This window comes from Streptomyces sp. NBC_00376 (assembly GCF_036077095.1).
Classification (GTDB): Bacteria; Actinomycetota; Actinomycetes; order Streptomycetales; family Streptomycetaceae; genus Streptomyces.
Window position 1 is genome coordinate 390,381 of the sequence record NZ_CP107961.1, and the last position, 23,241, is coordinate 413,621.

Annotated in this window: 18 protein-coding genes and 2 pseudogenes; 14 read left to right on the plus strand and 6 right to left on the minus strand. The window is 69.5% G+C overall.

Annotated features, from left to right (window positions below):
• Positions 1-39 precede the first annotated feature (39 nt).
• Complete coding sequence (locus tag OG842_RS41550; protein ID WP_266737733.1) at positions 40-1,161, plus strand: PLP-dependent cysteine synthase family protein; 1,122 nt, start codon at positions 40-42, stop codon at positions 1,159-1,161.
• Complete coding sequence (locus OG842_RS41555) at positions 1,158-2,441, plus strand: MFS transporter (RefSeq protein ID WP_266737731.1); 1,284 nt, start codon at positions 1,158-1,160, stop codon at positions 2,439-2,441. Before OG842_RS41550 ends, OG842_RS41555 begins: the two co-directional genes overlap by 4 nt.
• Positions 2,442-2,721: 280 nt before the next feature.
• Here OG842_RS41555 and OG842_RS41560 read toward each other — a convergent pair whose 3' ends face one another.
• A complete protein-coding gene (locus OG842_RS41560) occupies positions 2,722-3,324 on the minus strand; it encodes a hypothetical protein (protein ID WP_266737729.1) in 603 nt (200 codons plus the stop codon).
• Between the two features lie 235 nt (positions 3,325-3,559).
• Here OG842_RS41560 and OG842_RS41565 point away from each other — a divergent pair, with 235 nt between their 5' ends.
• From OG842_RS41565 to OG842_RS41575, 3 genes are all read left to right on the plus strand, one after another.
• Positions 3,560-5,191 (plus strand): pentapeptide repeat-containing protein, encoded by a 1,632-nt coding sequence (locus OG842_RS41565; protein ID WP_266738116.1) that lies wholly within the window; start codon positions 3,560-3,562, stop codon positions 5,189-5,191.
• A 107-nt stretch (positions 5,192-5,298) separates the two neighbouring features.
• Positions 5,299-6,024 (plus strand): DUF6333 family protein, encoded by a 726-nt coding sequence (locus tag OG842_RS41570; RefSeq protein ID WP_266737727.1) that lies wholly within the window; start codon positions 5,299-5,301, stop codon positions 6,022-6,024.
• Between the two features lie 173 nt (positions 6,025-6,197).
• Positions 6,198-8,648, plus strand: a complete 2,451-nt coding sequence (locus tag OG842_RS41575; RefSeq protein ID WP_266737726.1) for a hypothetical protein — start codon at positions 6,198-6,200, stop codon at positions 8,646-8,648.
• A gap of 352 nt (positions 8,649-9,000) precedes the next feature.
• Here OG842_RS41575 and OG842_RS41580 read toward each other — a convergent pair.
• Positions 9,001-9,165 (minus strand): annotated as a pseudogene (locus OG842_RS41580) (MarR family transcriptional regulator); the annotation flags it as partial.
• A 294-nt stretch (positions 9,166-9,459) separates the two neighbouring features.
• On the opposite strand from OG842_RS41580, the gene OG842_RS41585 reads away from it, so the two are divergent.
• The 5 genes and pseudogenes from OG842_RS41585 (at position 9,460) to OG842_RS41605 (ending at position 13,724) form a co-directional block, all read left to right on the plus strand.
• Entirely contained in the window at positions 9,460-10,725 is a 1,266-nt protein-coding gene (locus tag OG842_RS41585) for an ABC transporter substrate-binding protein (protein ID WP_266737724.1), read from the plus strand.
• A 32-nt stretch (positions 10,726-10,757) separates the two neighbouring features.
• The gene (locus tag OG842_RS41590) at positions 10,758-11,672 is read left to right on the plus strand and encodes a carbohydrate ABC transporter permease (protein WP_266738114.1); all 915 of its coding nucleotides are present in this window, start codon (positions 10,758-10,760) and stop codon (positions 11,670-11,672) included.
• Between the two features lie 3 nt (positions 11,673-11,675).
• Entirely contained in the window at positions 11,676-12,551 is an 876-nt protein-coding gene (locus OG842_RS41595; RefSeq protein WP_266737723.1) for a carbohydrate ABC transporter permease, read from the plus strand.
• Between the two features lie 58 nt (positions 12,552-12,609).
• Positions 12,610-13,067 (plus strand): annotated as a pseudogene (locus OG842_RS41600) (aldehyde dehydrogenase); the annotation flags it as partial.
• A gap of 156 nt (positions 13,068-13,223) precedes the next feature.
• Entirely contained in the window at positions 13,224-13,724 is a 501-nt protein-coding gene (locus tag OG842_RS41605; RefSeq protein ID WP_266737721.1) for a hypothetical protein, read from the plus strand.
• A 584-nt stretch (positions 13,725-14,308) separates the two neighbouring features.
• Here OG842_RS41605 and OG842_RS41610 read toward each other — a convergent pair.
• Positions 14,309-15,244, minus strand: coding sequence for a LysR family transcriptional regulator (locus OG842_RS41610; protein WP_266737720.1), 936 nt, complete (start codon positions 15,242-15,244; stop codon positions 14,309-14,311).
• Positions 15,245-15,382: 138 nt separating this feature from the next.
• Between OG842_RS41610 and OG842_RS41615 the strand changes: the two genes are divergently transcribed.
• The gene (locus tag OG842_RS41615; protein ID WP_266737718.1) at positions 15,383-16,627 is read left to right on the plus strand and encodes an MFS transporter; all 1,245 of its coding nucleotides are present in this window, start codon (positions 15,383-15,385) and stop codon (positions 16,625-16,627) included.
• Between the two features lie 100 nt (positions 16,628-16,727).
• Positions 16,728-17,327 carry a cysteine hydrolase family protein gene (locus OG842_RS41620; RefSeq protein ID WP_266737717.1) on the plus strand — a complete coding sequence of 200 codons (600 nt, stop codon included), beginning with the start codon at positions 16,728-16,730 and terminating at the stop codon, positions 17,325-17,327.
• Positions 17,328-17,846: 519 nt separating this feature from the next.
• On the opposite strand, the gene OG842_RS41625 is transcribed toward OG842_RS41620, so the two are convergent.
• A complete protein-coding gene (locus tag OG842_RS41625; RefSeq protein WP_266737716.1) occupies positions 17,847-19,109 on the minus strand; it encodes a beta-ketoacyl-[acyl-carrier-protein] synthase family protein in 1,263 nt (420 codons plus the stop codon).
• A gap of 65 nt (positions 19,110-19,174) precedes the next feature.
• Here OG842_RS41625 and OG842_RS41630 point away from each other — a divergent pair, with 65 nt between their 5' ends.
• Positions 19,175-19,792 (plus strand): TetR/AcrR family transcriptional regulator C-terminal domain-containing protein, encoded by a 618-nt coding sequence (locus tag OG842_RS41630; protein ID WP_266737715.1) that lies wholly within the window; start codon positions 19,175-19,177, stop codon positions 19,790-19,792.
• A gap of 492 nt (positions 19,793-20,284) precedes the next feature.
• Here the strand turns inward: OG842_RS41630 and OG842_RS41635 are convergent, their stop codons facing one another.
• Positions 20,285-21,172, minus strand: a complete 888-nt coding sequence (locus tag OG842_RS41635) for a septum formation family protein (protein ID WP_266737714.1) — start codon at positions 21,170-21,172, stop codon at positions 20,285-20,287.
• A 746-nt stretch (positions 21,173-21,918) separates the two neighbouring features.
• Between OG842_RS41635 and OG842_RS41640 the strand changes: the two genes are divergently transcribed.
• Complete coding sequence (locus OG842_RS41640; RefSeq protein WP_266737713.1) at positions 21,919-22,407, plus strand: hypothetical protein; 489 nt, start codon at positions 21,919-21,921, stop codon at positions 22,405-22,407.
• Between the two features lie 233 nt (positions 22,408-22,640).
• Here the strand turns inward: OG842_RS41640 and OG842_RS41645 are convergent, their stop codons facing one another.
• Entirely contained in the window at positions 22,641-23,111 is a 471-nt protein-coding gene (locus tag OG842_RS41645) for a DinB family protein (protein WP_266737712.1), read from the minus strand.
• Positions 23,112-23,241: the final 130 nt, after the last annotated feature.

The window sequence follows — 23,241 nt, forward strand, 5'->3', positions numbered from 1 at the left end:
GCTGCCGCAGGCATGGGGCGAGGAGCCGTGACACCCTCCATGAACACCTCCCTGTACGCCAACGCCCCTCTGTACGCCCCTGCCCCCGCTTCCGCCCGCGGCCCGTCCGATCTGGTCGGCCACACCCCGGTGCTCTGGGTGGGCGAACCGTTCGCCCCTTCCGGGCGCGGCTTCTGGGCCAAGCTCGAAGGCGCCAATCCCGGCGGGATCAAGGACCGTCCGGGCCTGCACATGGTCGCCCGTGCCCGCGCACGCGGTGACCTGGCCGACGGCGCGGCCATCGTCGAGTCCTCCAGCGGCACCCTGGGACTGGGGCTGGCCCTGGCCGGGATCACCTTCGGCCACCCGGTGACCGTGGTCACCGACCCGGGCCTGGAGCCCGCGATCCGCCGGGCCCTGACCGCGTACGGCGCCCGCGTCGAACTCGTCACCACCGCACACCCGGTGGGCGGCTGGCAACAGGCGCGGCGCGAGAGGACGGCCGACCTGCTCGCCCGGCACCCCGGGGCCTGGTGCCCGGACCAGTACAGCAACCCCGACAATGTCGCCGCCTACACCCCGCTGGCCGCGGAACTGATCGCCCAACTGGGCTGCATCGACGTCCTGGTCGCCTCCGTCGGCACCGGCGGCCACTCAGCAGGCATCTCCGCCGCCCTGCGCCGGACCTTCCCCGACCTGGACCTGATCGGGGTGGACTCAACCGGGTCGGCGATCTTCGGGCAGCCCGCCGGGCAGCGCCTGATGCGCGGACTGGGCTCCAGCATCCACCCGGGCAACGTCGCCTACGACGCGTTCACCGAGGTCCACTGGGTCGCCCCCGCCGAAGCCGTCCGGGCCTGCCGCACCCTGGCCCGCAGCCACTACGCCTCCGGCGGCTGGAGCGTGGGCGCGGTCGCACTGGTCGCCGGATGGGCCGCCCGTACCCGGCCCGCCGGAACCCGCATCGCCGCGATCTTCCCCGACGGCCCCCACCGCTACCTCGACACCATCTACAACGACGGCTGGTGCCACGGCCATCACCTGCTCGACGCACCCATGCCGACCGGGCCGGAAGAGATCAAGGAGCCCGGCGAACGGACAGTGACCTCCTGGACCCGCTGCACCACGGTCACCGCCCCCGCTCCGGCCGCCGCCCGCACCGCCCTGGCGGGTGCGCGGTGAGGCGGCTGCGCACCCAGATGCGCTCCTTCACCCCCAGCATCCAGCTGCTGATGGTCAACCAGTTCGGCATCAACCTCGGCTTCTACATGCTCATGCCCTACCTCGCCGACCACCTCGCCCACGGCCTCGGCCTCGCGGCGTGGGCGGTCGGTCTGGTGCTGGGCGTGCGCAACCTCTCCCAGCAGGGCATGTTCTGGCTCGGTGGCACCCTCGCCGACCGGATCGGCTACAAGCCGATGATCCTCGTCGGCTGCGCCCTGCGCACGGGCGCGTTCGCGCTGCTGGCCTTCGCCGACACCTTGCCCGCCCTGGTCACGGCCGCCGCCGCCACGGGACTTGCCGGAGCCCTGTTCAACCCCGCGGTCCGCGCGTACATCGCCGAAGGAGCCGGGGAGCGCCGGGTCGAGGCGTTCTCCTGCTTCAACGTCTTCTACCAGGCGGGCATCCTGCTCGGTCCGCTCGCCGGACTGGCCCTGCTCGCCCTCGACTTCCGCCTGGTGTGCGCGGTCTCCGCGGCCGTTTTCGCACTGCTGGCGCTCGTGCAGGCTCGCGCACTGCCCGCCCGCCGCCCCGCCGCTGAATCACAGAGCGAGGCGGGATGGCGGGGGATCGCCGCGGACTGGCGGACGATTCTGCGCAACCGCCCCTTCATGCTGTTCTCCGCCGCGATGGCCGGCTCCTACCTGCTGGCCTTCCAGACCTACCTCGCCCTTCCCCTGCAGGCCCGCACCCTCCTCGGCGACGGCAGCGGTACCGCGATGGGCGGGGTCTTCGCCGTCTCCGCCCTGGTCGCGGTCGCCGGCCAGCTGAGGCTGACCGACCGGGCCAGGAAGCGCCTGGACGCCCCGAAGGCCATCGCGGTCGGGCTGGCGGTCATGGGGGCGGCGTTCCTGCCGCTGCTCCCCGGGCCCCATGGCCCCGCTCACGGGGTCGCCGCGCTGCTCGGGCTCGCCGGGCTGGTGGCGTGCGCGGCGCTCCTGGCAGTGGGTTCCGCACTGCTGTACCCGTTCGAGATGGACACGCTCGTCAGGCTCTCGGGTGAACGCCTGGTCGCCACGTACTACGGCGCCTACAGCACCGTGGCCGGCATCGCCGTGGCCGGCGGCAATCTCGCCGTGGGCGCGCTGTTCGACCTCGCCGCCCGCGCAGACGCCCCGTGGCTGCCCTGGACAGCCCTGGCCGCGCTCGGGATCGGGTGCGCCGTGGCTCTGACCGGGCTCCGCCGCACCGGTCATCTGCGACCCGAGATGCCTGCGGCGGCGGCACCTGCCACGGCGTGAGGCCAGTGGCCGGGTGAGCGCCTCATGCGGCATCAGGTGAACATGACGAAGCCCTTCCCCGGTGGGGGAAGGGCTTCGTGAGCGAGCGCTGGGCAGGCCTTGCACCTGCATTTCCCCACGGGAAGCGGGGCGTCTTTCCTTGGACCACCAACGCAGTGTCAGCCGCCGCGAGTTGCGGCGAACTTTCAAGATCGACTATAGCGCATGCGGGCCGTGGGTCGCCCATCGGTCGTTGTCCGAAGGTATGCCGGGATACCGGGCCGGAGTCGGATTCCCGGGCCTACAACCAAGCGCGTTCCTCGCGAGTCTTGATCTCGGCGGTCATGTCCCGCCATAGGTGATCAAGAACGAAGGAACGCATGACGACACCGTCATGGCCCGGCACGGTGCCGCTGTCGACGCTGCGGAGAAGGCCGGTGTGGGGCATGTCGTGTATACGAGCCTGACTGCCGATGGCGATCATCTCCCTTACGCCCTGCCGCACCGTTGGACCGAGCGTCGGCTCCAGGAGACCACCATGAACTGGACGATTCTGCGCAATGGCCTGTACGCGGAGTTGCTGGGTGGCCTCGCGGCGCCGACAGCCGACGGGCGGATCACTGCCCCGCTCGGCGAGGGCCGGCTGGCCGCCGTCGCACGGGCGGATCTGGCCGACGCCGCGATACGTGTGACGACAGAGGCGCCCGCCCATGCGCGACGTATCTACGAACTCGTCGGCGAGCAGGCCATTGGAGGCGCCGACCTGGCCCGGACGCACGGGCCGCACGTCGCCTATGAGCCGGAGACACTCGCCCAGGCCCGCGCGCGTCGCCGCTTCCGGCGCCGAGCCGTTCCAGATTCCGATGCTGGTGGGCACCTGCTCCGCCATCGCGGCCGGGTTCATGTCCCGTACCGGTGGCGACCTGCGTCAACTGCTGGGCCGCGCACCCCGCTCCGCGCTCGCAGCAGCCTTCGCATAGCCCCGGCGCACAGCGATCTCGCAGCCAGGAAAGTCCAATTCGTCGGTGTCGGGTGGCCGGTGGCGTGGTCGGGTCGACGGGCCGCGCTCGATGGGTTCCAGGCGAACCGCTACCTTGCGGGAGCCAAGGAATTCGATCGTCCAATCGTGCGGGGTGTCTATGGTGGCCATCGGTGATGACGGGGCGGCGGCCGACGCGGTGCGGGCGGCCGCGGGCCGACTGCGCGGCGGCGGCGCCGGTCCCCGGCGGGACGCCGTGGCCGAACTGGCCCGGCTCGGCGACGGGCATCCGGACCTGCGGCCGGACGTGGCAGAGGCGGTGTGCACGTTCGTCCGCGAGCACCTGGCCCGGGACGAACCCCCGGCGGACGGCAGCAAGGATCCGGCCGGGCCGGACAGCGGCGACGATCCGGCCGGGCCGGAGGTACGGCGAGCGGCGCTCTCCATGCTCGCCGACCGGCTGCGCCCCGTACCGGAGGCGGCCGGGCCGGACACCGCCCGCTGGGACGGCATCGCGGTGGACCTGACCGGCGCGGTCGTGGACGGCATCGACTTCACCGGCTGCCGGTTCGCCGGGGCGACCTTCGCCGACTGCCTGTTCCGTGGCACGACCACGTTCGAGGGCGCGCGATGGGCGGGCGGCGCGGTGTTCGCGCGCGCGGTGTTCTCCTGCGATGCCGGATTCGTCGGCGCCCGGTTCGGCGAGGAGGCCGTCTTCGGACGGGCCCGGTTCCACGGCCGGGCCCGGTTCGACGGTGCCTGCTTCGACGGGCTCGCCTGGTTCGGCTTCGGCGAAGAGGGCGTCTGGGAGGACGAGAGCTGGGCGGATCTTGACGACGACGCCTTCACGGAGACGCTCGGGCCGACGACCACGATCCCCTGGCGCGAACCGAACGAGACCGACCCGCACTGGCCCGATGCGTACCTGATGGGCGACTACCAGAGCTGGGAGGAGGGCGGGGACGGAGCGCTGTTCCGTGGTGCCGCGTCGTTCAGCGGCACGCACTTCCGGGACGCCGCGTGGTTCTGGAAGTCGAGGTTCGGCGCGGCGGCGTCGTTCCGCGGTGCGCGCTTCGACTCGCAGGTGTACCTGGACCAACCCGCCGCCGACCTCACCGACGCCCGTGCCGCGGCCGCCGACCTCGAACAGCGGTGGCCGTTCGGCTGGACGGCGGTACCCGCCGACGACGGCCCGGCACACCTGACAACCGACGCCGCCGTCGCCCCGTACACACACCAGTTGGCGGCAGCCGAGGCGCCCGTAAGGCTGGCCGGGCTGCGGATCCTGGACGCCCTCGGCGACGCCCGGCCCGAGTCGCGCGACGGGATCGTCACCGCGGTCTGCGCGTACCTGCGGATGCCGCTGCCGTTCCCGGTCGGCGCCGCGGACCTCGACGACGAGCAGCGGGCCGAACTGGCCGTGCGACAGGCGGCGCAGAACCTGCTCACAACGCACCTGCGGCCGGCGGACGCCAACCGGTTCTGGCCGGACGCGAAGCTGCCGCTGTCCGGCGCCACACTGGTCGACCTCGACCTGAGCGGCTGCCGGCCGGCCCATGCGGACTTCACGGGCACCCAGTTCCACGGTGCCACGCGGCTCGACGACTGCTTCTTCACCGGCGGCGCACTGCTCCGCCTGCCCGACGGCGGCGGTTCCGCGACGTTTCACGGGCCGGTCAGACATGACGGCGCCGACCTCGGCGAGGAGTACTTCGCCCTACCCGGGCTGCCCCGTCGGCACACCGCCCGCGCCACACTCGAATCGGTGCTCGCGGCCCGCACCGCGCCGTGACCGCACCGCCGCTCCGGCTCCTGCGGCGCGGACTCGCCGACGGGGGACCGGACCGGCCGGCTGCAACCACCCCCGACGGGATCGGGCCCCCCGTTACGGTGACAGGCATGTCTGACACCGACTTCTGGACCTTGCCTCCCGACCGTATGACCCGGGGCAGCGGCAGCCGCTACGAACTGACCGTTCTCCACCCGCCGTTCACAGTGGACGCCGCCGGACTTCCGCCCAACGCCCCCGACCGGGCGGAGGAGTTCGCCCGCTCCCTGGAGACGATCGACGACGTCGTCGAAGACCTCGGTCCCCGTAAGCAGAGCGACTCGGTCACGGTCGCCACCAGGTCTGATCTGGACGTCGTCCAGGTGGGGGTGTGGGGCAACGTCATGTCGATCTCCGATCCGGCCTTCGCGGACGACGGCAACGACATGCCGCTGCTCGCGGAGGCCTCCCGGCTGCGTGAACGCTTCCCCGACGCGCGGATCGTGGGCCGGGTGGAGGTGCACTGCGGCGCCGAGCACACCGAGGACCTCGTGTGGCTGCCGGACGGCACCATGTTCCATGCCTGCGGCTGGCCCGGTGACGAACCGTTCGTCGTGACCGGCGACCCGCAGGCGGTGATGTCCGCCCTCGGGATCACCGAGGAAGTGCTCGAGGAGCTCGACGTGTACTTCGACCTGGACGACGACCCGAACCAGAACGACTGGGGCGCCCTCGCCACGGCATGCCTCGGGGACGCGGACCCGTGGGGAAGGGCAGATCTGGACGCCTCCTCACTTCGGGTGCGGCACAGCGAGCACGCGACCAGCCACATGGAAAGCCTTTACTTCACCGGCTGAGCCTCTCTCAACGTCCAGCGAATTCAGCATGGTTGACGCGCCGACACGCGCCTGTTCGCCTTCTTGCGCGGTGGTTGACCGTCCTAGGATGAACGGGCGGCGCGTACATGTCACGGGGGCCCATACGTGCCGCCCCTACCCCTCAAGGCCCCACTCATGAGGGAAGATCACACTTGAACAGAGCACTGCGCATACCCGAGCGGTGGCGTCTGGCAGGCCGGGTCCTGGCCGCTTTCGGGATCGCTTCGGCGATCACCGTGACCGGCCTGCCCGGCATCGAGAGCGACACCGCGAGCGCCGCGCCGCGCGCCGTCGCGGCCCGGATCAAGCCGGGTGCGAAGCGCTGCGACGTGAAGAACCTGGGAAGCAAGTACCAGAGCACGCCGAAGAACTCGGGGTTCCCCAACGACCCCACCGGATCGAACTTCTCCGCCTGGCAGGGCAACCCGAAGAACTTCAACTACGACCTGCCCGGCAAGGCGTACGACGGGGTGAAGGCTCCGACCGCCGCCGACAGGACGCAGGCCCTGTCGAAGGTCCCGGGCGACACGGAGAAGAACTACAAGGAGTGGCAGAAGACCGCGGACAAGTCCGGTGACCCGGACGACCGCAAGTTCGAGATCTACGCCCGGTACTTCCACAACAAGGAGGGCCTGAGCTTCGAGCACTGGTTCGAGCACCGGTACATCCGCAACCAGACCAACAACCACAAGGGATCGGCGTTCGAACGCCAGCTCGTCCGTGACTTCCGCCTGGTCGGACCGGACTGGCTGTGCGAGGTCACCGTCGAACTCATCGACGCACAGGGCAACGTCGTCGAGACGCGCCGGTACGACGCCTACAACCAGCGCACCAAGGAGTTCAACGAGTTCAAGTCGAACTCGGAACTGACGAACAAGCAGCTCGGCAAGGACCGGAAGATCGCCCGGTTCATGCCGGACCACAAGTTCCGGTTCACCGGCGCGAAGGCGTTCACCACGGGCCAGCGCAAGAAGATCGACAACCTGAACCGGTACGTCAACCGGCTGCGGCCCGGCCAGACGAACCAGGTCCGCGGCAACCAGCGGATCTACAACCCCGTACCGCGGACCAAGCCGATCAAGGGCTACTCCGACTACCAGCGGTGGTTCGCCCCGGGCTGCCAGGGCGGCCAGGGCAGGATGCAGCTCGCCGCCGTCTCCACCTGTGGCACCCGCGGCCCGCTGAACGACCGGATCAACGGCTCCGGGAAGAACCTCGAACAGGCCAAGAGGATCCAGGCCGACGCCCGCCGGCTCGACACCCGGGGCACCCTTCCCCGCGGCGGCCCCGGCGGCGTCGACTTCACCACTCTGGAACTGCGCTACGTGGGTGGCCTGGGCAAGGGCAAGGGCATGCAGTACTCCATGCGTGCCGACCAGATGCCCGACCCCGACGAGAACCCCGGCTTCGGTGGCGAGGCGCGCATGCAGCTCTCCTCCGACGCCCTGTTCACCTGGCTCGCACTCACCCCGGAGAAGTTCTGGGTCAACCTCAACCCGGACGAGCCCGACCGGGTCATGGACGCCAAGTTCGGCAGGACCGACGCGGGCCGGGTCCTGCTCGAAGCGGACCTGGAGATGAAGCACGACTTCTCCGAAGCCCTCAACCCCGACAAGCACGCCGGCGCCAAGCGGTACTGGGACACCGCACCCCGCCAGAACGGCATGCCCTGTTTCCCCGGCGTGCGCATGTGGATCGAGCCCAAGCCCGCCCAGGTCCGCGAGCAGGACGGCGGAATCTACATCCTCGACGCACCCCTGAAGGTGTCCACCCAGTGGCTGGACGTCGAGTGGCAGGCACCAGGATCCACCGAGTGCAAGGGCCTGACCGACGAGCAGAAGCACGCCATCGAGGCCAGTGTCCGCACGAACGTGATGCCGCTGGTGGAGGACCGGGTCAACACCGACCCCGACTACGCGGACCTGCGCGCCGTCTACACCGCGCGCGTCGCCGCCGAGTACATCCGCCAGCAGGACGCGAAGACCCCGACCGACTTCCACAAGATCATCGACTCGAACGACGTCTCCGCGTGGCCGCTGCGCGCGCCCAACGAGAACTGGACCCGCGAGGGCGTCCACAAGCGCTACATGGACTCCATCAAGAAGGGCGTCGAGTGGTTCGAGCTGGAGTACGGCGGCAAGGTGTACAACCAGGGCGTCGGCGGCGTGGACTTCTCCAAGCAGCCCAAGCAGAACATCTCCCGCACCCGGTTCAACGTCGAGCACCGCACCCTGGACACCACCACCAGGACATCCCTCCAGTCCGATGACGTCTCCTACCGGGACACCGACACCCTCTACCTCGGCGGCGGCAGGATGGCGGCCGGCGACGGCGAGGATCCCAAGCCCAAGCCCACCCCCACTCCCACGAAGCCTGATCCCGGCCCGTCCAAGCCGGGTGACGACCCGTCGACCCCGGCCCCGGCCCCGACCGGCGGGAGCACCCAGCCGCCGGCGAACAAGCCGGACCCGCACGGCGGCCTCGCCGACACCGGCTCCGACACCCCGATCGGGCTGATCTCCGGCATCGCCGCGGCGGTCGTCGCCGCGGGAGCGGCCCTGGTGTGGTGGATGCGCCGCAGGCGTCAGGACGCCACCGGCTGAACCGGCCGACGGCAACTCGTTCGCTGAACACGAGAAGGGCCCCACTCCCCGAAGACGAGGGGTGGGGCCCTTCTCGTATGCGCTCGGCTCGACGGCGACGGAGGCAGCCACCGCACCACCCGGCAGCAGCCCTCAGCGAGGTTCGTTGAAGGGGTACGGCGCGCGCGGATATGAGCCGGGGTGCGGCTCCGCCCTGACCGGCATCCGGAAGTCCCGGCGAGCGACGGGCACCGTGCCCACCGGCGCGTGCGCATCCCACCACACAGATGCGCACCCCACCACGCAGAGACGGAAGCCCCATGGCCCAGGACGAGTCCAGTCCGTCCCGTCGTGAAGCCCGCGGCCACCGTCATCGTAGGTGGGTTTCGCGGTCGCTCTCCGGCAGGGGAGCGAGAGTGCGTTCGTGCACCCCGTCCACGATGCGCCGGCTCCGCTCGGCGGTGCGGGCGCCCTTCTCGGTGACGGCAATGATGCGGGCCCGGCGGTCGGTGCTGGACGGGCGGCGCTCGGCGAGGCCGACGCCGAAATCGACACCATCCTCCGCGAACAGCAGTTCGCCATCCTCGCGAGCGTCCGCCGCACCAGCCATCCGCATCTCGCCACCGTCATGTACCGCTGGGACCCCGTGCCGTCGCCCCTTCCGGCTCGGCGTTCACGAAGCCGGGCCGTCGGCTCATGACGAGGACGGCCTGAACATCCCTGGCTGTATTTGACCGTTGAAGACTCTGATCGAACGGCCCCTTCGGCCATAACTGGCCGTTTCACGGGAGGGCAACAACTCATACACGTATTGGCGTCACACTGATGGACCATGCCCCACTCAAGTACCACAGCCAACAGCATCAGCCGCCGGTATCTGCTGGCCGCCTCGGGCGCCCTCGCATTCACCGCCGCCTGCGGATCCAACACCGGCCGTGCCGGCGGAGCGGGTGATCGCCCCGCCCTCGACCAGTGGTACCACCAGTACGGCGAGGCCGGGACCGAACAGGCGGTGAAGCGATATGCGGCCGCTTACCGCAAGGCGAATATCACGGTCGAGTGGCGGCCCGGCAATTATGACCAGCAGACGGCCGCAGCACTGCTGACCAAGAACGCACCGGACGTCTTCGAGGGCCGTCCGACCCTGGACCAGATCCGGGGTGGCCAGGTCGCCGATCTCACCGACCTCCTGGACGGGGCACGCGATGACTTCAACCCCGCGGTCCTCACCCCCAAGACATACAAGGGCAAGATCTACGGCATCCCTCAGGCCATCGACATGCAGATGCTCTATTACCGAAAGAGCCTGCTGGCCGAGGCCGGAGTCCGGCCACCGCAGACCCTCGACGAACTGGTCGACGCGGCAAAGGCCCTGACGACCAAGGATGTCAAGGGCCTCTTCCTCGGCAACGACGGGGGAGCCGGCGTGCTCGGCGCCACCCCGCTCCGCGCCGCAGGCCTGGAACTGGTGACCTCCGACGGAACGGTCGGATTCGACGACCCGCAAGCCGCCAGGACCCTCGGCAAACTGCATCGGTTCCACCAGGACGATTCCCTGCTGCTCGGAGCCCCCACCGACTGGTCCGACCCGTCCGCGTTCCTCCAGGGCCTGACCGCCATGCAGTGGACGGGACTGTGGGCCCTCCCACAGATCGAGAAGGCGCTGGGCGACGACTTCGGCGTCCTGCCCTTCCCCCGCGACGGGGCACAGGGCAGGCCCTCGGTACCGGTCGGCGCCTACGGGGCGGCCGTCAGCGCGCACAGCAGCCACATCGACGCGGCGAAGGCGTACGTGAAGTGGCTGTGGGTGGAACGGACCGACTACCAGGAAGACTTCGCGCTGTCCTACGGCTTCCACATTCCCGCCCGGATCTCGCTGGCCAAGAAGGCAGCCGGACTCGCCAAGGGCGCGGCGGCCGAAGCCGTCCGTTTCACGACCGAACACGGCTACGCACAGCCCCTGTTGTGGACCAGCAGGAGCCAGACCGCCTACCAGGACGCCCTGAGCCGGATCATCACCGAAGGCGCCGACCCGGACGCCCAGATCAGATCGGTCGTCGCGACGGCGAACGCCGAGCTGAAGCGGGTGCGGTCATAGCCACGCAGACACCTGAAGGCGCCAGACGGCCGCTGGGACGGCGACTGCTGGGCCCCCAGAACCGCTACCTGTGGTTCTGGGTCTTCGTCGGCCCCTTCGCCGCCGGGCTCGCCCTCTTCACGTACGTACCGCTGCTGTGGAGCGTGTGGCTCAGCTTCTTCGACGCCCACAACACGGTGACACCGACCGACTTCGTGGGCCTGGACAACTACGCCGAGATCCTCGGCGACCCGTCCTTCGTCTCCAGTCTCGTCACCTTCGTCGTCTTCTCGCTCTTCATCGTTCCGGCAACCTACGGGCTCTCGCTCGCCCTCGCTCTGATGGTTGCCGGACTGCGCTTCGCCCAGGCGTTCTTCCGGTCGGTCTTCTTCCTGCCGACCGCCTGCTCGTACGTCGTCGCCGCAATGATCTGGAAGCTGTCGATCTTCAACGGGGTACGGTTCGGGCTGGCGAACACGGTGCTGGGATGGTTCGGCGGCTCGGACATCGCCTGGCTGTCGACCACCAGCCCGCCCTGGTACTGGCTGGTCATCGTGACCGTGCGCATGTGGCTCCAGGCAGGCTTCTACATGGTGATCCTGCTGGCCGGACTCCAGCGAATCCCACGCACCCTCTACGAGGCGGCGGCCGTCGACGGCGCGCGCCCCGGCTGGCAGGTCTTCAGACACATCACCTTCCCGCAACTGCGTGCGACCTCCGTCGCCGTCGTCCTGCTCCTGGTGATCAACGCCTTCCAGGCCTTCGACGAGTTCTACAACCTGCTGTCGACGGCACGCGGCTACCCGCCCTACGCCAGGCCGCCCCTGGTCTACCTGTACTACGTGGCGCTGGGACAGGACCAGAACCTGGGCCTCGGCAGCGCGGGCGCGGTGATCCTCGCACTGATCATCGCGGTCGTGGCGGTGGTACAGGCACGCTGGTTCGGTCTCGGACGCCGGGAGGACTGACGCATGCGACAGCACTCGACGGATCAACCGACGGGGCTCTCCACGGCCCATGCCTTCCGACGGCTCGCGCGCGCACTGCGGCTCGTGCTGCTCATCGCGCTCGCCGTGCTCTTTCTCGTCCCGTTCTACCTGCTGGTGCGCAACGGACTGGCCACCGAAGCGGACATCACCGGGGCGGACTGGACGTTCTTCCCGCACAGCCTCCAGTGGGGCAACCTGCGGGAACTGTTCAACGACAGCAATGTCCCCATGCTGCACGCCCTGTGGAATTCGGCCGTGATCGCCGTCCTCACGACCATCGGCACCCTGCTGCTCGCCTCGCTGGCCGGATACGGGCTGGCCCGCATCGAGTATCCCTATGCGAGCCAGGTCTTCTACGCGTTCCTGGTCACCTTGATGATCCCGTCCGCCGTCACTTTCGTCCCGAGCTTCGTCCTCGTTTCGTCGCTCGGCTGGGTCTCCACCCTGCGCGGACTGATCGTCCCCACCCTCTTCAGCGCGTTCGCGGCCTTCCTCTTCCGGCAGTACTTCCTCGGCTTCCCCCGGGAGCTGGAGGACGCGTCCAGGGTGGACGGGCTCGGCTACTGGCGTACGTACTGGCGGATCGTCGTCCCCAACACAAAGCCGGTCTTCGCCGCCGTGGGGGCGATCGTCTTCATCGGCTCGTGGAACTCGTTCCTCTGGCCGCTGGTGATCGGCCAGCAGCGCGACGCCTGGACCGTGCAGGTCGCGCTCGCCACCTTCACCACGGCTCAGACGGTCAACCTGCATGAGCTGTTCATCGCAGCCGCCGTTTCGATCCTGCCCCTGCTGGTGGTCTTCCTGGTACTCCAGCGCCACATCGTCGCGGGCGCGGAGCGCTCCGGCATCGATGAATGATCAAGATCCCGGGCGCCGGCGCGGACCACCGTCCATACCAGGGTCGGCGGTCGGCGATGTCCTCGACCGCGTTCCCGAGCGGCTGGAAAAGGCCCGGGAGATCGGTGCGATTCCGGTCAACTTCGCCGAGGGCGACCCCGTGGAGCAGATCAAGGACCAGACCGAAGACATCGGCACGGACAAGGGCGTCGACGCCGTCGGCCACCGGGCGGCGGCGCGCGGCACCGACCGCGAGGAACCGGCGACAGTCCTGAACTCGCTCGTCGGCGCGGTCCGGGCCACCGGAGCGCTCGGCGTACCCGGCCTCTACGTTCCGTCCGACCCCGGAGGCCCCGACGAGCAGGCCAAGCACGGCATGCTCCTCGTCTCGATCGGCAAGCTCTTCGAGAAGGGCCTACGCCTGGGTACGGGGCAGTGCAGCGTCTGCATGAACTGCCCCTGGACCAGGCGCCCTCGGCGTACGACAAGTTCGACAAGCGGATCGAGGGCTACACGAAGGTCGTGCTGCACCCGTAGCGGAAGACCCGACGGCACGCCGCCGCCGGAGTACCGACCCATCGCGTCCTCGCCCCGACCCGCCGCGAGGGAGGAGCGGGACCCCGGCCCTCTTCGGACCGGCGACGGGACAGCCCACCTGGTGCCGTCGCCACGGGATACCCCAAACTGGCCCGCATGGATTGGTTGCCACTGCTTTCCACCCTGGCCGGGGCCGCCATCGGCATCGTCGCCACTCTCATCGCCGATCGGAATCGGTGGAAGCGCGAGGATGTCAAGGAAGCCCTTCGGCTGCGGCTCGACATCTACACGCAGTACACCACCACCGTGAAGGTCCTCGGTGAGACCCTGCGGTCCCTGGCCGATCGAGAGCACCCTTCCAACGACGAGCGGGCGCTTGCGCTGCGCGATGCCTTTCGGGATTCAGGCATAGGTATTGCGTCGGAACGGATGTGGCTCATCGCGCCCCAACCCGTCGTCAAGGCCTCCAACAGCGTGTTCCACTGTCTGCGACGCATCTGCGACGGCTACATCGACGGCACTGCCGTCAGAAGTCCAGAGGACCGCGCCCGCTGGGAGGCACGCGGCAAAGCAGCCGCCGAGATGCGCAAGCTCATGCGCGAAGATCTCGGCGTCGGCCCACTCACCGAACGCCACAGCCCCCTTCTCAACGACTAGAACACCCCCGCCGCGCAGCGATCGTGACCGTGGCGCCAATTTCATGAGCTGGCACACCTGGGAACGCCGGGCATGATGTGCCGAGTCGGCTCCGTGATCAGCCACGGTTGCCCCCGAGCCGCCGGGCTGACATCGAGGCCTCGCTCGCGGAGAACGCAGCCCTGTGTGAGCAAGCCACCGGACGACAGGTTGTCAGCATCCCTCAGGCGCGGGTCACGCAAGCGGTCGACGAACGGGCTCGGTGGGTGCCATCGTCCATGCGCGACAGTCGAGGCTGGTCGGAACCCCCAGCTGCGAGGTGTGGACCCAGGCGAAACGGTCTTCGTCCAGGAACCAGGGGTTGTGGATCCCGGCACCGAACCCTCCGGCTCCCGGATACGAGGGAACGCGGTGCCGCTCGACCCGTGTCCCTGCTGAACAACCAGCCTCCCAAGCAGGGCTCGGTCGACGGCAGGTGCCGGCCATACCTGATACGAACTCAACTCATTCCCGCTCTGCATCGATCTGTCCTGGCTTGCGCTGGTCCGCCTGGGCCGGCTCACCCCGGCCTGCCATGCTCCCGCCATGCTTTGCCCGGGGGCCGTTCAGCGCGGAAGCACCCAGCCCGGTGTCCAGGTCCCGGCGGTGTCCTGGCCGGCCGTCGTGGCGGCGAGGTGGGTGCGGAGGGTGGCCAGCGCCGGGTGGGGGTTGTCGCGATGCCAGAGGAGCGAGTGCGGGTAGACGGGCGTCGGGTCGGTCACCGGGATGCGGCGCAGGCCGTGATCGGCGGGCCAGATGAGGCGGGTGTGCTCGCCCATGAAGGTGGCCAGAGCCGGAGTGTCGGAGATGGTGTCGAGGAGCGCGTCGGAGCCGAAGTTGGGACCGGTCACTTCGATGGTGAGGCCGAACTCGGCGACGAGGTCGTCGTAGTAGGCGCCCCACTCGGTACCGGGGGCGATGCCGGGCATCCAGATCCGGTGCCCGGTGAGCTGGGCGACGGTCACCGAACGGGCGCCCGCCAGTGCGTGGGCGGGGCCGGTGAGGAGCTGGAGCGGTTCGTCGAGCACCCGGACGGACTCGATGTCCTCGGGAAGTGGCCGGCCGGGTGCGGCGACGGCGCGGAAGGTCGCATCGATCGCACCGGAGCGGATGGCGGTGACGGCCGTCTCGATGTCGAACAGCATCATCACGTCGAGGTCGATCTCGGGGTGTGCGCGGTGGAAGCCGCGCATCAGGCCCGACTGTGCGCTGCGCGAGGCGATCACATCGACGCGCAACGGACGACGGTCGGGGCGCACGGACGCGCCCGCACGCTCGGCGACGCGCAGCAGCTCCCGTGCGTGGGGCAGGAACGCCTGCCCATCGATGGTGAGCTCAGCGCCGCGTGGGGCACGGGTGAACAACCGCACGCCGAGGGTGCGCTCCAGCGCGGCGATGCGTTTGGAGACGGCCTGCTGGGTGACCGACAGGTCGGCGGCGGCTTTCTGGAACTGGCCCGCTTCCGCGACGGCGACGAAGGTACGTACGGCTTCGAGATCCACGCCTACCCACCTTACTGAACAACGGATGGTTGTGAATCGCAGGTAGGTCAGTTGTTTGACCTGCTGCAGTCCTGCCCACTTAGCTCTCCTCGGTCAACGTCGGATTGTTCGGGTGGGACTTCACGGGAGGCACTGAGCATGGTGGGCCGGAGACGGTTGGGCCGGCAGTTCGGCTGGCTGTGGGCGTCGTATGCGGTGAGCGCGTACGGGTCCGGGCTGGGGTTCGGGGCATTGCCGCTGATCGCTGTACTCGTGCTGCATGCCGGCCCCGCCGAGGTGTCCGCGCTGTCCGCGGTGGGGCCTGCGGTGGGGGCGCTGATCGCGGTGCCGCTCGCACCGTGGGTGGAGTTCCGGCGCAAGCGCCCGGTCATGATCACGATGGATCTGGCCCGGTTCGCGGCCATGGCGACGATCCCGGTCGCCTACGCCATGGGCAGGCTCGGGTTCGTCCAGCTGCTCGTGATCTCGGCCGTGATCGCCGCAGCCAAGATCGCGTTCAACGCGGCCAGTGGCGCTTACCTCAAGGCCCTCGTCCGACCGGATGACCTGCTCGTCGCCAACGCGCGGTTCGAATCCACGAACTGGAGCTCCATCGCGGTGGGGCCACCGCTCGGCGGGGCGGCGATCAGCTTGTTCGGGCCGGTCACCACCGTGGTGGCCGACGCACTCAGCTACCTGCTCTCCGCACTGGGCATCACCGCGATCCGCGGCCAGGAAGAAGCGCCGCGAACGACCGACAAGAGCCCGGTCCGGGCGGGCGCACTGCTCGACGGCTGGCGGCACATCATGGGCCACCCCGTTCTGCGGCCGCTCTACCTCAACCAAATGCTCGTCGCCGGTCTGATCATGGCCACCGAGCCGGTGCTGGCCGTGCTCCTGCTTCGCCAGCTCGGGTTCCCGCCCTGGCAGTACGGCCTCGCCTTCGCCGCCCCCTGCCTCGGCGGACTCATCGGCTCGCGGCTGGCCAGCCGTGTCGTGGCCCGCTTCGGACGGCATTGGGTCTTCCGGACCGTCGGCACTCTGCGCGCCATCTGGCTGATCGGCCTGGCCTTTGTCCGTCCCGGTGTCGTCGGCCTCGTCACCGTGATGGCCGTCGAGCTGGCGATCATCATCAACATGAGCCTGTACAGCCCGGTGCTCGCCACCTACCGGCTCGAACACACCCCCAAGCATCTCGTCGCCCGCACCCTGACGGCCTGGTCGATCGGCCAGCAGGCGTCCATCGCCATCCTCACCGCGCTCACCGGCCTGCTCGCCGATCTCACCAGCCCCCGCACCGCCCTCACGGTCGCGGGACTGCTCATCATCACCAGCCCGCTCCTGCTTCCCCGACAGGACCGGACGTCGCAGCACGAGCCGGAACCGGCCCACAGCGACTCATGACACGCCGCAACCCACGGCTGAGGCCCACAGGCCACCGCAGCCGGTCCGTCGACGCGCGTCCGCGCCGACCTGCCACACCACCGGTAAGGAGAACACTCGCGTGAGTACTGCCCCCGCACTCGACCCCACGCACACCGCACTTCTCGTCATGGACTACCAGCCCGCGATCCTGGCCTTTCTTCCCGAAGACAAGGACCGCAACGCCCTGCTCGATCGCGTGGAAGGGGCCATCGCCGACGTTCGGGCAAACGGCGGCACCATCGCCTACGTACGCGTCGGCTTCACCGAGGCCGACTGGGACGCGATCCCGGCCTCCAACAAGTCCTTCGCCCCGCTGGCCCAGCACCGCGCCATGCACCACGAGGAGCCTGCCGCTGCCATCCACGAGCGCCTGGCCCCCCAGGACGGCGACATCATCGTGCGCAAGGTCCGCTACAGCGGCATGTCCACCACCGACCTCGACCAGCAGCTACGCGAGCGTGGCATCACCACTTTGGTCGTCTCCGGCATCAGTACCGGCGGAGTCGTCCTGTCCACCGTTGTCGACGCGGCCGACCGCGACTACCAGCTCTACGTCCTGTCCGACGGCGTCGCCGACCCGGACCCCGAAGTCCACAACGTCCTGCTCCACCGAGTCCTCCCCTCACGGGCCCACATCATCGACACCACCGAGCTGCACGCCCTGCTCCGGGCCCGTTGACTCGAACCACGTGCTGATCACCCACGGCCGCCGCACCCACCCGGTGCGGCGACGCCGCGGTCCTGGTCCACCGCCTGGAGCCGGAAGACCAGCCCGCTCGCCCGGAGCCCGGTGCTCTCTCTGGCGGGACGGCCCCACCCGGAGATCCGCAGGCAGGTCACCGCACTCGCCGAGCACCGCACCTCGGCCTGCTGTGACACTCCGGTCCGCAACGACCCGGACCGGGGCCGCGTCACCCTGGACCCCGCCACCCACACCCCGTACCAGCCGGCACCTGGAACGTGCCCGATTCCACCGCCCCGGAAAGATGCACCACCTCGTCCCCCCCACCGCAGAACAAGGGGCCGGAGTGTCCGGGAACGCCATCACCTCCGAGGGGTCCGGCTCCCGGCTCCCGGCCCTTCACCCGTGATCACCACGTACTGACGGGCCTTCTCATTCCCCGAGCCTGGGGGGGCGCTGTGATGCGGTGCTGGGTCGGGGTGATGCCGCGGAGGCGCTTGAAGTGAACGAAGCCAGTCATGCTGTGGTCGGGGCTGTACGGGACGCGTAGTGCCGTGCGCCGGTGACGATGAGTGAGACGTTCTGTCCGCCGAAGCCGAAGGAGTTGCTGAGCACGGCCTCCTGGGGGACGTCTCGTCGCTCTGCGACGACATCGAGATCGATGTCGGGACCGACGCCGGCCGCGGTGACGTTGCGGGTCGGCGGGATGACGCCGTGCTCCACACTGAGGACGGCGATGAGCGCTTCGATCGCGCCGGCGGCGCCGAAGAGATGACCGAGCGCAGCCTTGGGGGCTGTCACGGTGGCGCGGCCGAAGACCTCCCCGATCGCGTGCGCCTCGGCGACGTCGCCGACCGGAGTTCCGGTGGCGTGGGCGTTGATGTGACTGATCTGCTCGGGAGCCAGACCGGCTTGCGCGAGGGCCTTTCTCATGGCCGAGATCTGCCCGGAGCCGTCGGAAGCGGGCGCAGTGATGTGGTGAGCGTCGGCGGCGATGCCGGCGCCCGCGAGTACCGCGTGGACGCGCGCGCCTCGGGCGCCGGCGTGCTCGGCGCTTTCGAGCACCACGACAGCGGCGCCTTCGCTGAGGACGAATCCGCTGCGGTCCGCAGCGAACGGCCGGGACGCCGACGCGGGTTCGGCGGTATGCCGCGACAGTGCTTTTGCCTGGGCGAAGCCGGCGACGGTGATCGGGGTGATCGCGGCCTCGGTCCCGCCCGCGATGACCACGTCCGCCTCGCCGGAACGGATGAGCCTGGCCCCCAGGGCGATCGCCTCGGCACCGGAAGAGCACGCCGAGACGGGCGTGTAGACCCCGGCCCGTGCACCGTATTCGATACTGATCAGCGCCGCCGCTGCGTTGGGCATGAGCATCGGGACCGTGCGTGGCGAGACGCGCCGGGTCCCGGACGCTTCCAGTACGTCGTCTTCCTTCAGCAGCGTCCGTACGCCCCCGATGCCCGTGCCGATCGCCGATGCGAGCCGGTCCTGGTCCACCTCCGGGGCGCCGGCATCGGCCCAGGCTTCGGCCGCCGCGGCGAAGGCCGCCTGCTGCGAGCGGTCGAGCCGCCTGGCCTGTACCGGCAGCAGCAACTCGGCGGGGTCGACCGCCATCGTCCCCGCGACGGTGTCGGGAAGGCCGACGTCCTCGTGGCCGCGCAGGGCGCCGCCGCGGATGCCGGACTCGCCGGCAAGCAGGGCGTCCCAGGTGGACGCCACGTCTGCCCCGAGTGGGGTGATCGCGCCGAGTCCGGTCACGACGACTTCAGTCCGGTGCATGCCCTTCAATCTTTCTTGTATGCGATACAAGTGAACAGCCTTGTTGTATCACATACAATTCTGGTGTGGAGAAGAAGCGGACCGAAGCACGATCAACGCCGGCTCGGTCGCGTGACCGCGGTCGCGCGACGAGGCGCCGGCTGATTGAGGCAACTGCACGGCTCTGCGAGGAGAGGCCCGGCGCTGAGGTGAGCGTCGCTGAGATCGCGAAAGCGGCAGGTGCCTTCCCCAACCAGGTGACCTACTACTTCGGCTCCAAGGACTCGCTGCTCGTGCACGCCGCCTTTCTCGGTTTGCTGCACGACGCCCGACGGATTGAGCGCATCGGTCGCCAAGCCCCCGATGCGGCGACGTTTCGGCGCAACATCGCCCGCGCCGTGCTGGCCATGCCCTCGCTCCCGTCAGTCGCGCGAGCACTCGCCGCCGGTATCTCCAAGCCCGAACTCGCGTCCGTGGTGGACCGGCACCTCCAGTTGCTGTTCCGGCAGTCCGAGCGCTTCGTGAGCCAGCTCATCGACGGTCGCGGCTGGAGGGCTCGTCGACCCCTCGACGTGGAGGCCAGGACGTTCTGGAGCACCGCGCTCGGCGCAGTGCTGCTCGTCCGTGCCGGGGCTCACGGCACTGTCGCCGACCTCGACCTCGCAGGAGCGTTGACCATCCACGACGAATCCGATCCCCGCTAGCTCAGCCGAACGAGCCGACGACGACGTCCGCGGTTGCCGCGCGACGGTGGCCTTGTCGCGGTCGGCATGCTCACCGTCGCCGACGAACACCACTGTTGCGGCTGGAGCAAGGCGTCAAGAACCTGCTTGCCGGCAACACGCTTCAGCCGCTGGGTTGTCCGCCAGCGCGGGGCGTCGTCATCCGGGACGTCCGGGGAAGCGAAGTGGGAGGGCACGCCAAGGTGAGCGGCCGGCGCAGGCCCACCTCGGCGGCAACGCCAGGAGCACCGACGGCCAGGGCGCAGGCCCCGCCGGTCCCGCCCGTCTCCAGGGTGGCGAGGGCGGTACCGCGGTTCTCCCAAAGGGACTGAAGGGACCGGGCTGTGGCATCGGGATCCCGGCCGAGAAAGCAGCCGCTCTCGGTGGCGGCGGCCCCGGCGCCGTTCGGACGGAGGGGCCGCCGCCATCCGGCCGGGTCCATCACGGACACGGCCCCGCTGCTCCGACGGAGCGTCAGCCCGCCCAGACCTCGGCCTCATCGGCCGGGACGGTAGTGGCCAGGCCCAGTTCCTTGCGGGCGGCGACCGACTTGTTCGGGTCAATACCGGCGAACGCCGGGTCGTAGGCGACGTAGAACGTGTCGGCGTCGGCGGCGTTCGAAGCCTTCTTCCAGTGTCCGGCCGCCTTCGTCAGCGTCGCACGGAGCTTTCCGACCTCGGTGCCCTCGATGCCGTCCAGGCCCTTGACGTGTGCGTCGAGGGCGGCCGCGACGGCCTTGGCCTGCGCCTTGTAACCGGCCAGGTCGTCCTCGACGGAGTCCTTCTCGGACTGGTTGGCCCACAGGGCCTCGTAGACCGCGTTCGAACCCTTGAGGTACGTGGTCTGCTCGGGCTTGAGGGACTTCGCGGTGCCCAGCGAGCTGCGGAACGTCCCCTTCTCCACGGTGTAGGTGCAGCTCACCGCGCGGTCACCCGTCGCCCAGCTCTCCTTGGTCGGGGTGTAGTAGAAGAGGGCGACGCCCTTGGGGAGCGCCCAGGTGTCCGGGGCGTACTTCTGCGCCTCGACCAGGCAACGCTTGTCCGCGATCGCCGAGACCTCGTCGTCGCCCGGGTACTCCTTGCCCTTGTCGACCGCGAAATCGCCGACGACCTGGCCCTTGTGCGCCTCTTCGCAGGGCACGATCTCGACAGCGTACGCCGTCCCCTCGGCCTTGCCGTTCGGGTTGTAGCAGTCGCCGACGTCCAGCGAGAACACCGAGCGCTGACGAGTCACCTTCTTCGCGCTGTCCTTGGCGCTGTCGACGGCGTCGGAGACGTCCGAGCATCCCGCCGCACCGATCGCGAACAGGGCGACAACGGCAGATATGCCGCGAAGGGAACGATAGGGAGCGGAGATTGCCATGACGCGTACATCCTCTTAAGTGATCTTTATGTAAGTCGCGCGCATCCTATGCCATTCCTGTGACCTGCTATAACGAAGGCCCTCACCTCATCGCGGCGTCAACGACTCGTGGCGGGATGCGAGGGTTGTATCCGGGCTGCTTGCGGTGACCTGCCTCCGCCGGTTGAGGACGGTGAAACGGATCTCAGCGGTGCGGCATCCACACGTGTGTGCGGTACACACAAGTGACCAGGGCCGGGCAGTTGCGGGTGCCGAACGACTACGCCGCCCCCCATGCCCGGGTTCCGGCCGGGTTCCCGCTCGGGACACGGCTCGCCAGCGGGAGCCCGAGAGGCGGGGCGTCTGAATGCGCTGGCCAACCCCCGTGCCCGCCGCGGCCAGAAGCCGCCTTCCTCACCTACCTCACGCAGCGTCAGACCGCCGCCCCCGCCCGACGAACCCTCACCCTGCGCCGCCGGCGCAGGAGCGGCGCGGACCGTCACGAGTGACGAGGCAGGCACAGCGCTGTGGCTCCTCGAACGGCAGGACGTCGATCAGGTCCGGATTGCGGCATTCGTCAGCGCGGAGAGCCGATCGGGCAGGGGGTTGGAGGAACTGTTCACGTCCGGACAGCAACCCCCGGCGTGATCGGACACAGCAGATACTTGCCGGTCTCAGATCAGCCGAGCGTGCGCGAGGACGTATCGTGCTCCGTGATGTCACAGCACAGGTGCGACTCTGCCCGAGCGAGAGGTGAGAAGCGACCGATGGACCTGGTGCTCGACCCGCCGCACGGGGTGGCCCCGTTGCGGCTCGGCATGACGCTGGAGGAGGCGGTTGCTGCGGCGCCGCGGGAGTGGGGCGGCGCCGGCGTGGTGCGCCGTTCCAAGGGGGACGCGGTGGCCGAGTGGACGCTGGATCACGTCGGCGTCCAGGCCATGGTCGAGGAGGGCGGGGGCGTCGTGACCGCGATCGAGTTGTGGTGGCCCGGCGAGGGCCGCGCCTCCGGCACACGAGTCCTGCTCGACGGGGACGAGGTGTTCACCACCCCTGCCCAGGAGCTCTTCGCGCGCGCCGCCGACCGCGGCTGGCGGGTTGACACGTCGCAGCCTGAGTACCCGGTGATCCCCGGCGTGTCCCTCGGCTTCACCCGGCAGACCTCCCAGGAGGTCGAGCGGGACACGGACGGGCTGCCGCGCTGTGTCACATCGGTCCTCGTGGGTGCCAAGGACTACTACGACTACCGCTACGAGTGACCGTGGGGCTCTGCGGACCACGAGCGAGACACACCGCCTGGACCGCGTGATCGTCGCCATCAGCGTCAACCCGGAACTGTGCACCGAGGTGCCCGACACCCTGCTGCGCGACTACACGGACGAGGTCGACGGGGTACGGATCATCTAGGTTGTCACAGTCCTGCGGACGGCTTCCACCAGCTGAGAAGGAGAGGCTGCCGCTTGCGCGGCCTCGTGACCGCGCAACGCACGTCTCATGTGCCGGTAACTCCATCGATCCGCTCGCGGATGAGATCGGCATGACCGTTGTGACGTGCGTATTCCTCGATCATGTGCACCATGATCCGGCGCAGCGAGACTCCCTGGTCACCGACGTGACCCGCTTCCTGTCCGGACAGGCGGCCGGAGTCGTCCAGCGACGCGTCGGCGTTCGACTCGCGGCCCCGGGCGACCTCCCTTTGCCAGGCAGCCATCACCTCGTCCAGTCCCCGGTCCGGCCGAAGGGCAAAGCCGTCGCCATTGTTCTGCCCGAAGACCGGTGTCAGGTCCTGGCCTGCGAATACACGCTGGAACCAGTTGCGTTCCACCTCGGCCAGGTGCTGCACGAGGCCGAGCAGTGTCATCGACGACGGTGCCGCCGAGGCCAGCCGCAACTGATCATCTTTCAGGCCGGAACACTTCAGGGCGAGAGTCGCACGGTGAAAGTCCAGCCACGCTTCCAGCATGGCACGCTCGTCAGCCCTCTCGGCTCTCGCCGGGCTCGCGCTGACCACAGCCCCGGCCACTGCCACTGCGGCCTCCCACGCTCCCGCCCGTCAGGCCCCCTGGCACGGGTCGTGTGAATCGCCCGGGCCG